The organism is Pseudoalteromonas sp. JSTW (assembly GCF_013423925.1).
Taxonomy (GTDB): domain Bacteria; phylum Pseudomonadota; class Gammaproteobacteria; order Enterobacterales; family Alteromonadaceae; genus Pseudoalteromonas; species Pseudoalteromonas lipolytica.
This window is the reverse complement of sequence record NZ_CP058972.1, coordinates 1,515,101-1,528,829: the sequence shown is the minus strand read 5'-3', so window position 1 is coordinate 1,528,829 and position 13,729 is coordinate 1,515,101. Positions and strand designations below refer to the sequence as shown.

Genomic DNA, 13,729 nt, shown 5'->3' with positions numbered 1-13,729 from the left:
TGTAATCAATGGTACTTTTATGCACACATATAAAGCTGCTGAGAATGCGCTAAAAGACAAAGTAATTCTAATAACAGGTGCCGGTGATGGTATTGGTCGCGTTGCCGCATTAACCTATGCAAAGCAGGGTGCCACTGTTATTTTACTTGGAAAAACAACCAGTAAACTTGAAGCTGTTTACGATGAAATTATCAATGCGGGTGGTCCACAACCTGCAATTGTGCCAATGGACTTAAAAGGCGCAACTAAGCAAAACTACCGTGATCTAGCTGCAACTATAGAACAACAATTTGGTAAATTAGATGGACTACTCAATAACGCTGGAATTTTAGGGTCGCTCGGGCCGCTTGAGCACTTTTGCGTTTCAACTTTCGAAAATATCATGAAAGTTAATGTGACAGCGCAGGCTATGATCACTAAATATATGTTCCCAGTACTTCGTAAATCGCCGAGTGCTTCTGTGATATTCACATCGTCAGGCGTTGGCCGTAAAGGGCGTGAGTTTTGGGGAGCATACGCTATTTCAAAATTTGCAGTTGAAGGGATGATGCAAACATGGGCATCTGAAGTGGGTAAAACTAATATCCGTATTAACTGTATTAACCCTGGTGCAACACGGACAGCCATGCGCGCGTCTGCCTACCCTGGTGAAGACAGAGATAAATTGGCTACTGCAGAAGATTTAATGCCAACCTATTTATATCTGATGAGTGATGATTCTAAAGAAGTGAATGGTCAATCACTTGATGCACAGCAAAAATAAAAAACGCGGGTATTAAACCCGCGCTTTACTGTTCATTAACGGCGCTTAGTTTGTTTAACGCGGTGATTATGCTTTTTAACCGCTTTACGAATTTGATTAATCTTAGCGCGCTTCTCTTTACGCTTATCTGGGATTGCAGATAGCTTAGTTTGTGTCTCACGGCCCAGCTGTACGGTTTTACGCAAATAATTCACTGTATCTAGGTCAAGCTCTGCCCATCCACCTTGCGGTAAACGTTTATCAAGTTCTAACTTACCATAGCGAATACGGATCAAACGAGACACTTCAACATCTTGTGACTGCCACAAACGACGCACTTCGCGGTTACGGCCTTCAGTTAATGTCACATTAAACCAACGGTTAATGCCTTCTCCACCCATCGGCTTTATATTTAAAAATTTCGCAGGGCCATCTTCAAGCTCAACCCCTTTAGTCAAATTTCGTAACGTTTCGTTAGTAACTTCACCAAATACACGCGCCGAGTACTCACGCTCTACTTCATAACTTGGGTGCATCAAGCGGTTAGCCAGTTCACCGTCATTAGTAAATAACATTAAGCCAGCCGTATTAATATCTAGGCGCCCGACCGCAATCCAGCGATCACCATCAACACGAGGGAGACGATCGAATACTGTGCGTCGGCCTTCTGGGTCTTTACGTGTACATAACTCACCTTCTGGCTTGTTATACATTAATACACGACAAATACGCTCTGCCTTATCTTCAATTTTTACTACATGACCGTCGACACGAATTACATCAGTTGGTTCAACACGATCACCTAAACGGGCAACCTTACCATTTACACTCACGCGATTTGCATCAATGTATTTTTCCATTTCGCGGCGCGAACCCACACCCGCTCTCGCCAACACTTTTTGTAACTTTTCAGTTTCTACTGTACTCATTCAGATAGTTCTCTCACAGAAGGATCACTCAATAGCTGGTTGATTTTACTTTCCTGAGTATCAGGCAAAGGCGGTAACTCATCTAAACCAGCTAATGAAAAATAGTCTAAGAAAGTGGCCGTCGTTGCATAAAGCGCCGGGCGCCCTGGCACTTCTTTGTGCCCAACAACTCTTATCCACTCTCTTTCTAATAACGTTTTAATAATTCCTGAGCCCACCGTTACACCTCGTACTTGTTCAATTTCGCCACGGGTGATTGGTTGTCGATAGGCAATCAGAGATAATGTTTCTAACAGCGCTCTTGAATATTTAGGCGCACGTTCTTGCCATAAATTCGCAAGCCAAGGCGCAAGGCTTGCACAGGCCTGAAAGCGATACCCACTGCCAACAGCAACAAGTTTTATGCCGCGAGTTTGATAATGCGTTTGAATCTGTTCAATTGCATTATTAATTCTGGGCATTGATACGCTTAACTCAGCCAAAACCGTTTCTTTTAAATGACGTTTAGACAGCGGTTTTCCAGCAACAAAAATCGCGGCTTCTATGATTTCGACAAGCTGTTCATTACTGATACGTTTTGTAGCCATTGCACCTAAAGGTCATTTTATTTCACTAACGCTCTATTATGACAGAAGTCACTGAAGGTTGGAAAATTTATTACTAAAAACCAGCGTAATTTACGCCATGCTTTTGCAGCGTGGATAAAACAGAGACCTTTTTGACAGTTTTAGTCATTAAAAAAGCGCTACAAAGAGCGCTTTTATCATTCAGAGTAAGTTATTGCGTCATTCAGCAACACTCACCTGTTTTATAAACAGTTATTTTCATTAAATTGCTGCGTTTTGGTAGCGTTTTACAAAGTCTGTCACCGCTTCGCCATTACATTTTAATGAATTTAAGTTACCTATTTTCTCACGCACAGGAGTTAAGCCTTGCTTAAGTGCTGTAATACAAAGCTGAGTTTCTTTTTGCTGGTTTTTTGCAAAAACTTCAACCTGCGCTTTTTTTGGAACATGCTGTGAGGGTGCTTTTTTAGCGAGCTCACGAATGTCAGTTCCATTGCATAAAATACTTGGTGAAAAACGTGACATTGCGATGCCATGTTTTGCTGCTTCTTTACGAGCAGCGGTAAACCCTTCATTTGCACTTAAACTACATAACTTAGATTCGATACTGTTGTCTGCAGAAAAGTAGCTCGGGTTGCTTGCTAATGTGCCAAATGAGATAGACGCAATTGAAAGCATCACTAATTGTTTTTTCATGGTTTACCTTTAAGTAGTACATAATTTGAACGGGTGTGTTCGCGCATTATATAAACAAAGATAAGCAGATCAACTGAATTATTTATTTAATTTAATAATTAATAATGAGTTAACAATACCTTTAAGAAGTCAATCAATTGTGCAACATTTATTCATAGTGTTTTTCAAAATTTGCTCATGAATAGCCGTTAGTTTGATGGTAGAATTAACCTACTCGTTCTAAACAAAAATAACTTATAGGTGCACGATGAAGGTAATTTCATTCAACATTAACGGGCTGCGTGCTCGTCTACATCAATTGCAAGCCGTTATCGATAAACATCAGCCTGATATCATTGGCTTACAAGAAATTAAAGTTCACGATGAAGCCTTCCCTCTCGAAGACGTGCAAAAAATGGGTTATCACGTTTATTTTCATGGTCAAAAAGCGCATTACGGTGTAGCTATGCTGTGTAAGCAAGAGCCAAAGTCTATTGTTAAAGGTTTTGCGACTGATACAGACGAATCTCAGCGCCGTATGATCAGCGTAACTGTGGCGCAAGAAAATGGCCGTGACTTAACGGTAATGAATGGTTACTTTCCGCAAGGAGACAACATTGCTCATGAAACAAAATTTCCTTATAAACGTCAGTTCTATAAAGATTTAATGACGCATTTAAATGATAACCACACGCCAGATCAAGATGTAATCGTGATGGGAGATATTAATATTTCACCGACTGACCTCGATATTGGTATCGGTGAGCCAAATCGTAAACGTTGGTTAAAAACGGGTAAATGCTCATTTCAACCTGAAGAGCGTGAATGGCTAGCCACATTATTAAATTGGGGTTTTAAAGACACGTTCCGCGAGCTATATCCTGAAAAAACAGAGCAGTATTCGTGGTTTGATTACCGCTCGAAAGGGTTTGATGACAACCGAGGACTGCGTATCGACGTTATTTTAGCAACTCCAACTCTTGCTGAGCGTTGTGTCGAATCTGGTATCGATTACGAATTACGTGGAATCGAAAAGCCATCAGATCACGCCCCAATCTGGTCTTCTTTTGACGCATGATAGAGCAATTGCAATGGCAGCTCCCTTTGTGGAGCTGTGTGGCTTTCATACTTTGGCTTAGCTTTGATAAAAACAGCTTTGCACAGCTATTGGCAACGCCAATCAGACAAGTAGGTGTGCTTGCCTGTGCACTTGTGCTTGCTGTGCTGTGGCGTATAAAAGCCGGTATTTTACCTGGCCTCGAATTGCATATACTAGGGGTCAGTGCCGTTACCCTTATTTTAGGCTGGCGGTTGGCAATTTTTGCAAGTGTACTGGCAAGTGCCTTGTTGATTTTAGTGGCTCAGTTGCCCATAAGCCTTCTGCCGATTCACTTACTTTTCACTGCCTTTATACCCATTTCGCTCAGCTACCTGTGTTTTGTGCTTTGCTATACCTACTTACCAAAACACTTTTTTATCTATATCTTTTTCTGTGCCTTTTTAACTGCTGCACTCATCGCCTGTATTAAAATACTCACCAGTGGCATGCTCTATTACGTTATGGGTGAATATAGCTTGATTGAAATTTCGCAAAACTACCTAATTTTATGTGCCATAATTTGGTTTCCTGAAGCGATGCTCAATGGCATGGCTATTACCTTATTGATCACCTATCGCCCACATTGGGTTAAAACCTTTTATGATAAGGACTACTTAGACTCATGAGTCTTCACTACCACTGCCCGCTTTGCAAACACGCACTGACTTTAACTGATAAAACATATCGCTGCGTGAATAATCACAGCTTTGATATTGCCAAAGAAGGCTACGTAAATTTATTACCCGTACAAAATAAAAAGTCGAAGCAACCGGGTGATAACCTCGACATGGTACAAGCGCGCCGCGCCTTTTTATCTGCTGGCCATTATGGCTTTTTACAGCACGCTATTGCTCGCTTAGTCTCTAAATTAAAACCTGTGTCAGTAATAGATCTTGGCTGTGGCGAAGGGTTTTACACCCAAGCGATAGCGAACTCATCGAATGCAACAGTGTATGGGGTCGATATTTCGAAACCGGCAGTGAAATATGCCGCAAAACGCTATGAAAATGCCCATTTTAGTGTCGCATCAATTAGCCAATCGCCCTTTGCAGATAGTGAAGCTGATGTACTGGTAAGTGTCTTTGCCCCGCTTTTTGCAGACGAACTCGCGCGCCTAGCAAAACCCCAAAGCACATTGATTGTGGCAAGCCCCGGCCCATGGCACCTTAAAGAGTTAAAGTCGTTTATTTACGCAGATGTTAAACCACATACCCAGATAGAAGCGCCCAATGGTTTTAGCACAAAATCGACAGAGCTACTTGAGCAACAAACCGTATTAAGTGTTGAAGACATTAAGCATTTGATAATGATGACGCCATTTGCGTGGAAATTTCGCCCTGAACATTGGCAAGAAATAGAACAAAAAGGCCCGCAAACAGTGACATTATCATTTTATGTGAGCCAGTTTATTCGTGACTAAAAGTGTTCTTTTGTGAAGGCTTTGTCCATTTTTTCGAACATATCTTTTAGCAGTTGAGCCAAATCAGAATAGCGTGGTTTTTCAGTCGTTAATTGCGACTGGTAACCATGCGCTTTCATTTTACTATGAAGCTCTGTGTACCAGTTAAACATTGCAGGCTCTAACCGAGTTTCTGCGCGTTTACCTAACCACAACAAACCTTGCAATGGTAATGACAGAAAAAATAATGCAATTGTAATTGCTTGTGGGAAAAATTCACTGCCTAAGTAGTTTACTTGCATAAACACAGTCAGCATTGCCAGTATAGGCATTACTGTAATGGCAAGCTCAGTGGCTTTTATCACTTTAAATTCAGCAAACAAGGGAGCAAGCTCTTGTCGCATAGGCCACTTTTTGGCGTATTGGCGACCTGTTTGCACTTGTGACATGACACTTTTTTGCATCATCACTCCTAGGTTTTCATACTGTTTCACATGTGAGTGTAACACACTCCCGGACACAATCCCTGCAAAACCTGTCCTAGTTTTTTGTTAATCAGGCTAACGTTTAACAACTAAATGAGATAAAATATTATCGGCACAAGTCAACAAGACTTTAGTATAATTACGACCTAACTCTGTTAAGTGTAGCAACAAAATATGTTTTTACTATACTGGCACAGAACACTAATTATCAAGCCGTACTCACTCTGATATTGTATTTTTAGGACTCAGCTATGCCTTTGCAACCTTGCTCACCACGCCATGTTTTAGTATTAAACTGTGGTAGTTCAAGTCTAAAGTTCGCCATTTTAGACGCCACCACCTCCGACGAAATAATTTCTGGTCTTGCTGAACGATTAGGCTCAGAAACACCTTCAATTAAGTACAAATACAAGGGCAACAAGCAAGTTATTGAACTAGCAAATGGTCAAGCACATGACGCGGCAATCGCTGAGTTAGTTAATCTGGTGAATAGTTTAGGTTTAGCAGACAACCTAATAGCTGTCGGGCATCGTGTTGTTCACGGTGGAGAACATTTCACCGAGTCAGTGCTAATCGACAACGATGTATTATCTGCGATTGAAAAAACGGCAGCCTTAGCCCCCTTGCATAACCCTGCAAATTTACTTGGTATTCGCACTGCGCAGCAGGCATTTTCAACGCTGCCACAAATTGCAGTATTTGATACCGCTTTCCATCAAACAATGCCAAATATTGCTTACTTGTATGCCCTACCTTACTCGTTATACAAAGAGCATGGCGTGAGACGATACGGCTTTCATGGTACCAGCCATTTCTATGTAGCGGGTGAAGCGGCAAAATTACTTGGCAAAGAACGCGAACAAACCAATGTGATCAGTGCTCATTTGGGTAATGGCTGTTCTGTGTGCGCCATTAAAGATGGCAACAGTGTTGATACCAGTATGGGCCTAACCCCCCTTGAAGGCCTTGTGATGGGCACGCGAAGCGGTAGCATTGACCCGGGTTTATTTACGTTTTTAACCCAGCAACTTAACTATTCTGTACAAGAAATTGATGATCTACTAAACAAACAAAGTGGTCTATTAGGTATCAGTGAGTTATCTAACGATTGTCGCACAATTGAAGAAGCGGCTGTTGCTGGTCATCAGCAGGCTAATCTTGCGCTTGATATTTTCTGCTACCGATTAGCAAAACAAATAGCCGCATTTATGGTGCCTTTGCAGCGCCTAGACGCGCTGATTTTTACCGGGGGTATTGGTGAAAACTCAGACATCATTCGCAAAAAAGTGATCACACAATTAGGCTTTTTAGGCCTTGTTTGTGATGATCAAGCAAATTTAGCCGCACGCTTTGGTCACGCAGGCTTAATCACACAAGGTGATGCCTTTACAAAAGCCTTTGTTATTCCAACCAATGAAGAATGGGTAATAGCAAACGACGCAGCACGCATTGCGAAGGAGTGTTAATTATGGCTCGCAGAATAATGTTGATCCCTATTTCAACAGGGGTTGGTTTAACATCCGTTTCGGTTGGTTTAGTACGCGCACTTGAACAAAAAGCGTTAAAAGTAAACTTTTTTAAACCGATTGCACAGCCTCGTTCAGGTGATACAGGCCCCGAGAAGTCAACACAAATTGTGACTCATGGCTCCCCCATCACTCCACCTAAGCCTTTTGATTTAGCCTATGCTGAGCAAATGATTGGGGATGGTAAGGGAGATGATCTACTTGAAGAAATTGTTGAACGCTTTGAAAACACCATAAAAGAAGACGAAATTGCCATCATCGAAGGCATGGTGCCAACGCGACGCCAGCCTTATGCTGGGCGAGTAAACCGTGAGATAGCGCAAACTCTTGGGGCTGATATTGTCTTTGTGCTAACCCCAAGCAACGACAGTAATGACCAAATTGAAGACCGCTTAGAAATTGCTTCTGGTAACTACGGCGGAGTCAATCACCCTCGCGTATTAGGCTGTATTTTTAATAAAGTGAATGCCCCACTTGATGAAGAAGGCCGCGCACGTGCTGACCTTGTTGAAGCGCATGAACCTGAGCAACTTGAAAACGAATTAAACCGTTTAGCTTCATTGCCTATCTTTAGAAAACACCCATTTAAATTACTTGGTTCAATTCCGTGGGATTTTGATCTTGTTGCACCTCGCGTTAAAGATTTATGTGAATACTTAAAAGCGGAAGTCATTAATGAAGGTGATATGGCACACCGACGTTTACGTCACGTTACTTTTTGTGCTCGCACGGTCTCAAATATTTTAAACCATTTTACCCCAGGCGTCCTTTTGGTTACGCCCGGTGACCGCTCCGACGTACTCGTTGCTGCGTGCTTATCAGCAATGAATGGTACAAAAATTGGCGCTATATTACTCACCGGTGGTTTTAAACCTGAAGACCGTATTATGCAGTTATGTGAGCAAGCAATGGACACTGGTTTGCCTATTATTGCCACAAAAGAAGACACTTGGCGCACTTCATTGCTGCTGCACAACTTTAATATGGAAGTGCCGTGTGATGATGACCAACGTATCGATAAAGTGAAGCACCATAACGCCAGCCACATCGACTCTGACTGGCTAGACAGTCTTGCGAAAAGCGTCGGTCGCACCCGAAAAATGTCACCGCCAGCGTTCCGTTTCTTATTAACAGACAAAGCACGCCAAGCGAACAAAACGGTTGTGTTACCCGAAGGTAATGAGCCACGTACAATTAAAGCTGCCGCAATTTGTGGCCAACGCGGGATTGCCAAAACCATTCTCCTTGGTGATAAAGAAGAGATTTTACGTATTGCACAACAGCAAGGTGTTGAGCTTAACGACCATGTAACCATTGTTGAACCTAAAGATGTGATCAACGAGTATGTTGCACCAATGGTAGAAATTCGTAAAAGCAAGGGCCTAACAGAAGTCGTTGCACAAGAACAACTGCTTGATAACGTTGTACTTGGTACGATGATGCTCGAACAAGGCAAAGTAGATGGATTAGTATCAGGGGCCGTTAATACCACTGCTAATACGATTCGCCCGCCATTACAACTTATTAAAACAGCACCAGGCTCGTCATTAGTATCATCGGTGTTTTTCATGTTGTTACCTGATCAAGTGCTAGTCTATGGTGACTGTGCTATTAACCCTGACCCAACGGCTGAACAACTCGCCGATATTGCGATTCAATCAGCTGACTCTGCCGCTGCATTTGGCATTGAACCCCGTGTTGCGATGATCAGTTACAGTACTGGCACATCAGGTTCAGGAGCTGATGTTGAAAAAGTGCGTGAAGCCACCAAGTTAGCGCAGCAAAAACGCCCTGATCTCATCATTGACGGTCCTCTTCAATACGATGCCGCAATTATGGAAAATGTCGCAATTAAGAAAGCGCCTGACAGCCCTGTTGCGGGTAAAGCAACTGTCTTTGTGTTCCCAGATCTTAATACCGGTAATACAACCTACAAAGCCGTACAACGAAGTGCAGAACTCATCAGTATTGGGCCTATGTTGCAAGGTATGCGTAAACCTGTGAATGACTTAAGTCGCGGTGCATTAGTTGACGATATTGTCTACACAATTGCCCTTACGGCGATTCAAGCAAAACAGGCAGAAAGCTTACTAAAATAACCCCTCAAAAATTAGGCTAGTTTATAATTCACTTATAAATTAGCCTGTTACCTTCTTTATACTGAGCTATTCCCATATTTATCCACAGATTCTGTGGACAACCTTCCAGCCCCTCTTTGACTAAAAACACGGCAACTAAATTTATTGCGCTTTAACTTACTCGTATTTATATATACTATAAATTTAAAGGCGACCTAGATAGGATTACAGATGTCAAAACAAACGCTACAGCTTCATAGCACAGAACTTACGATTCATAGCCTTGATGTCAATGACACAATTGATCCTGCCTTACTTCAACAAGCCATTTTTTTTATTGCTAAAACTGCTGACGAATTATCGATTGTTTGTCCGAGTAGTTTTGAACTTCAAAGCCTTGATCAAGAGACTGATTGGCTAGCACTTGAAGTGATTGGTCCATTGGGCTTTTCACTAACGGGGATAATGGCAAATATTTCTGGGGTATTAGCAAAAGCCTCTATTTCAATTTTTGCGTTATCAACGTATGACACTGATTATGTATTGGTAAAAAAACAAAGTATGCCAAAAGCCATAACTGCGCTAAAAAAAGACGGCTACCATGTACTCGGTGAGCAAAAGTAACCCCATGAGTAACGACGTAAAATACTTGCCAGAGCATACGCTAAGAAAAAGCCAAATAATGGCCATTAAAAGCCCTTTTAGCGGTCGGGTAAAACCAATAACAGAACACCCTGAGCCCTTTTTTCGGTTTTCGACATTGGGTCCGGGGATTTCTGTTGAGCTCACAAGCCATAACATTATTGCACCGTTCGATGGCACCTTATTACAAGTTAAAAATGCGGGTAAAGAATACCTATTACAAGCAAACAATGGCCTGAAAATTTTAATAAATTTATATTTTTCATCTGAAGATGATCACATTAATCACACCAACATTGCTAAATTAAACGGCAATAAAATTTCCCAAGGCGAACGCTTAGCGTATTTCGATTTACGTGAATTAACGCGCCCAATGATAGGCACACTGTGTGTGTTGAATGCTGCAAACCTTGGACCGCTTTATTTTTCGTTATCTCAGGTCACCGCTGGGGTAGATACATTACTAACAGTAACTAAAAAGTAGAATTTATGACGATCATGTATGGTATCAGCAATTGCGATACAATTAAAAAAGCCAAGAAATATTTATCTGATAAAAATTATGACTTTACTTTTCATGACTATCGAAAAGACGGCATTAGTATCGACCTTATCACCGAATTTGCACAACATATAGACTGGCAAGAACTCGTCAATAAGCGTGGCACAACCTACCGTCAACTCACTGATGAGCAAAAACAAAATTTAGATAAAGAAAGCGCTTTAGCACTCCTTGTCGCGCAACCAGCAATGATAAAACGTCCAGTACTGATTCATAACGGTCAGTATCATTTAGGATTTAAAGCTGCTCAATACGACGAGATTTTTGCCTAATGACTGATCCCGTTATTGAATTAGCCCAAGCACTCATCCAACGAGAATCGGTCACCCCTGACGATGCAGGCTGCCAAGCGCTTATGAACGAACGCTTAGAAAAGCTAGGGTTTAATATTGAGTCGCTATTTTTTACCGACACGCTTAATACGTGGGCAAGAAAAGGGACTGAATCTCCCCACTTTTGTTTTGCCGGACATACCGATGTTGTCCCGACAGGCCCAGAAAAAAATTGGCAATTCCCACCTTTTTCAGCCCTTATTAAAGACGGTATGCTTCATGGCCGTGGTGCTGCAGATATGAAAGGCTCTTTAGCAGCAATGGTTATCGCAACTGAGCGCTTTGTTGCTAAACACCCTGACCATAAAGGCTCCATATCATTTTTAATCACCTCTGACGAGGAAGGCCCATTTATCAATGGTACAACCCGAGTGATTGATACACTCGAAGCACGTGGTGAAAAGATTGATATGTGCTTGGTCGGCGAACCGTCTTCGCGTGATGTGCTCGCAGATGTTGTAAAAAATGGCCGCCGAGGCTCTCTCACAGGGTTTTTAACTGTCAAAGGAGTGCAAGGACACGTTGCCTACCCTCACCTTGCTGAAAACCCCATCCATTTAGCTGCCCCAGTTCTTGCAGAACTGAGCCAAACTCAATGGGATGAAGGCAATGCGTTTTTTCCAGCGACCAGTTTCCAAGTATCAAACATTAATGGTGGCACCGGTGCAGGCAATGTCATCCCTGGTGAGTTAGACATTCAATTTAATTTTAGATTTAGCACCGAAGTAACCTATGAGGAACTACAACAACGCGTTGTTAAAATTGTTGAAAAGCATGGCTTAAACTACGAATTAAGCTGGATTGTTAATGGCTTACCTTTCTTAACCGACCACGGTCCGCTCGTCGACGCAACGGTAAACGCCATTAAACACGTTACGGGTCGCGATACTGCACTTGAAACCACAGGCGGTACGTCTGATGGACGTTTTATCGCACAGACAGGTGCTAAAGTCATTGAACTTGGTCCTCGCAACGACACAATTCATAAAGTGAATGAATGCGTGAGCTGTGACGACCTCATTCAACTTGCAAAAATATACGAAACCATTCTCGAGCAATTGTTAACATGAGTCAGCCCGATTTACTGCAATGCGTTACAGGGTCAAGTAGCTCACATTTAGTTGAGCTGCAGAACCACCGTTTACATGCAGATATTGTTACCGACTTTTTAGCATTACAACAAGGCGCTAAAAGGGCTGGAATTGAGCTTAGAATTGCCTCAAGTTTTCGTGATTTTACGCGCCAAAGTGCAATTTGGAATGCTAAATTTAAGGGCCTTCGCCCTGTTTATACCCTTGAACAAGAAACCGTTGACCTATCGGCATTGAGCGATGCTGAAAAATGCCACGCAATTATGCTTTATTCAGCCTTACCCGGCGCGAGTCGACATCATTTTGGTACCGATTTAGATATTTTTGACACTGCAGCCATCAGTGATAGTTATCAACTGCAATTAAGCCCCGAAGAGTATTCAACTTCTGGGCCATTTGCTAGATTAACAGCGTGGCTTGATGATAATCTCGAGAAATATGGCTTTTTTCGTCCATACCGAGAGTACATGGGTGGCGTTGCACCTGAACCATGGCATATCAGCCATATAGCGCAGTCAGCAAACATGATGCAGTACCTTTCTATCGACACATTACAACAGCGCATAACTGAGAGTGACTTATGTGGCAAAAAAGCCATTTTATCCGAGTTAAACAGTTTATATGAACGCTACGTATTAAATGTAAATAGCCCACAATAAGTTACGTTCTCACTGGCCTTTTTGCTAATAAAAACACCATAACAGCGCCAAGAATTAAGGCGCTGGCTATCACTAACCTCATGGTTAATAGCTCATTTAAAAATACCACACCAGCAAACGTTGCTAGTACAGGCACAATAAGTTGAACAACGCCTGCTTGACTGCTTTTGAGTTTAGGTAACACTAAGTACCAAATACTATACCCAACCCCTGATGCCAGTGAACCCGAGCCTATAGCAAGCCAAATGCCGGTAGGTGATACAGCGTGCCATTGCATCGCCACTAACAAAATGAGTATGGGAACGAGCATTAAGCTCCTAAGAAAGTTATACGCGGTTGCTTGAAGAGGCGCTTCGCATGTTTTTCCTCGAATACTGTATATTCCCCAAGCAACACCACTGACAGCCATTAACACCGCGGGTAATAAGGATGGAACCGTTGCAGAGGGTAACATTAGATACACAAAGCCGGCAAAAGCAACAATGAGTGCGCCCCACTGCAATTTACGCAATGGCTCTTTGCTAATAATACTGTGCCCTATCATCGTCAATTGCACTGCTGAGAATAATATCAGCGCCCCCGTTCCCGTGTTTAAATTAACGTAAGCAATTGAAAAGCACAGCGCATACACAAACAAACTCAATGCACTTAGGTTATTACCTCTGTCCACAACGGTCATCGATTTAACTGATTTAACCTGCCATTTCATTAACAAAAATAAGGTTAATGCACCACTGACTAAACGAATGGCAGTGAAGCTCAAAGGGTCAATATCACCACTTTGTAAAGCCATTCTGCACAATAAAGAATTGGCGGCAAAAGCGCACAAAGCCATCAAGGTATAGAACACAGTGGTTAGCAAAATACAGATATCCTTTTGATAATAAAATACAAGACCGTTCTAAACGTAAATCACTTACGATTTTTTACATAATTTATCATAG

The 13,729-nt window shown here is 42.1% G+C and carries 16 protein-coding genes; 11 read left to right on the top strand and 5 right to left on the bottom strand.

The window, feature by feature from the left end:
- Positions 1-19: 19 nt before the first annotated feature.
- Positions 20-763, top strand: a complete 744-nt coding sequence (locus GZH31_RS07085; protein WP_036968874.1) for a YciK family oxidoreductase — start codon at positions 20-22, stop codon at positions 761-763.
- Between the two features lie 35 nt (positions 764-798).
- Here the strand turns inward: GZH31_RS07085 and rluB are convergent, their stop codons facing one another.
- From rluB to GZH31_RS07070, 3 genes are all read right to left on the bottom strand, one after another.
- Entirely contained in the window at positions 799-1,671 is an 873-nt protein-coding gene (rluB, locus tag GZH31_RS07080) for a 23S rRNA pseudouridine(2605) synthase RluB (protein ID WP_036968876.1), read from the bottom strand.
- Positions 1,668-2,258, bottom strand: coding sequence for an SMC-Scp complex subunit ScpB (gene scpB / locus GZH31_RS07075; protein WP_180311521.1), 591 nt, complete (start codon positions 2,256-2,258; stop codon positions 1,668-1,670). The genes rluB and scpB overlap by 4 nt, the downstream gene beginning before the upstream one ends.
- 240 nt (positions 2,259-2,498) lie before the next feature.
- Positions 2,499-2,933: a hypothetical protein gene (locus tag GZH31_RS07070; protein WP_036968882.1), complete on the bottom strand. Its 435-nt coding sequence runs from the start codon at positions 2,931-2,933 to the stop codon at positions 2,499-2,501.
- 247 nt (positions 2,934-3,180) lie between these two features.
- On the opposite strand from GZH31_RS07070, the gene xthA reads away from it, so the two are divergent.
- From xthA to GZH31_RS07055, 3 genes are read left to right on the top strand one after another with little or no spacing between them, the layout of a single operon-like run.
- Positions 3,181-3,990, top strand: a complete 810-nt coding sequence (xthA, locus tag GZH31_RS07065) for an exodeoxyribonuclease III (RefSeq protein ID WP_065979830.1) — start codon at positions 3,181-3,183, stop codon at positions 3,988-3,990.
- Positions 3,987-4,637, top strand: a complete 651-nt coding sequence (locus GZH31_RS07060) for an energy-coupling factor ABC transporter permease (protein ID WP_118844215.1) — start codon at positions 3,987-3,989, stop codon at positions 4,635-4,637. The genes xthA and GZH31_RS07060 overlap by 4 nt, the downstream gene beginning before the upstream one ends.
- Complete coding sequence (locus tag GZH31_RS07055; RefSeq protein WP_118844214.1) at positions 4,634-5,431, top strand: putative RNA methyltransferase; 798 nt, start codon at positions 4,634-4,636, stop codon at positions 5,429-5,431. The genes GZH31_RS07060 and GZH31_RS07055 overlap by 4 nt, the downstream gene beginning before the upstream one ends.
- On the opposite strand, the gene yfbV is transcribed toward GZH31_RS07055, so the two are convergent.
- A complete protein-coding gene (yfbV, locus tag GZH31_RS07050) occupies positions 5,428-5,874 on the bottom strand; it encodes a terminus macrodomain insulation protein YfbV (protein ID WP_036968894.1) in 447 nt (148 codons plus the stop codon). The two genes, GZH31_RS07055 and yfbV, sit on opposite strands and share 4 nt — an antisense overlap.
- Before the next feature lie 272 nt (positions 5,875-6,146).
- On the opposite strand from yfbV, the gene GZH31_RS07045 reads away from it, so the two are divergent.
- From GZH31_RS07045 to GZH31_RS07015, 7 genes are all read left to right on the top strand, one after another.
- On the top strand, positions 6,147-7,361 hold the full coding sequence (locus GZH31_RS07045) for an acetate kinase (protein WP_118844213.1): 1,215 nt from the start codon (positions 6,147-6,149) through the stop codon (positions 7,359-7,361).
- A 2-nt stretch (positions 7,362-7,363) separates the two neighbouring features.
- On the top strand, positions 7,364-9,520 hold the full coding sequence (gene pta / locus GZH31_RS07040; protein WP_036968900.1) for a phosphate acetyltransferase: 2,157 nt from the start codon (positions 7,364-7,366) through the stop codon (positions 9,518-9,520).
- 210 nt (positions 9,521-9,730) lie between these two features.
- On the top strand, positions 9,731-10,123 hold the full coding sequence (locus GZH31_RS07035; protein ID WP_036968903.1) for an ACT domain-containing protein: 393 nt from the start codon (positions 9,731-9,733) through the stop codon (positions 10,121-10,123).
- 4 nt (positions 10,124-10,127) lie between these two features.
- Positions 10,128-10,625: a PTS glucose transporter subunit IIA gene (locus GZH31_RS07030; RefSeq protein ID WP_180311520.1), complete on the top strand. Its 498-nt coding sequence runs from the start codon at positions 10,128-10,130 to the stop codon at positions 10,623-10,625.
- Between the two features lie 5 nt (positions 10,626-10,630).
- The gene (locus tag GZH31_RS07025; RefSeq protein WP_036968906.1) at positions 10,631-10,975 is read left to right on the top strand and encodes an ArsC family reductase; all 345 of its coding nucleotides are present in this window, start codon (positions 10,631-10,633) and stop codon (positions 10,973-10,975) included.
- On the top strand, positions 10,975-12,105 hold the full coding sequence (gene dapE / locus GZH31_RS07020; RefSeq protein ID WP_036968908.1) for a succinyl-diaminopimelate desuccinylase: 1,131 nt from the start codon (positions 10,975-10,977) through the stop codon (positions 12,103-12,105). The genes GZH31_RS07025 and dapE overlap by 1 nt, the downstream gene beginning before the upstream one ends.
- Positions 12,102-12,785, top strand: a complete 684-nt coding sequence (locus GZH31_RS07015; protein ID WP_180311519.1) for a M15 family metallopeptidase — start codon at positions 12,102-12,104, stop codon at positions 12,783-12,785. The genes dapE and GZH31_RS07015 overlap by 4 nt, the downstream gene beginning before the upstream one ends.
- A 1-nt stretch (position 12,786) precedes the next feature.
- Here GZH31_RS07015 and GZH31_RS07010 read toward each other — a convergent pair whose 3' ends face one another.
- A complete protein-coding gene (locus GZH31_RS07010) occupies positions 12,787-13,620 on the bottom strand; it encodes a DMT family transporter (protein ID WP_180311630.1) in 834 nt (277 codons plus the stop codon).
- Between the last annotated feature and the right edge of the window lie 109 nt (positions 13,621-13,729).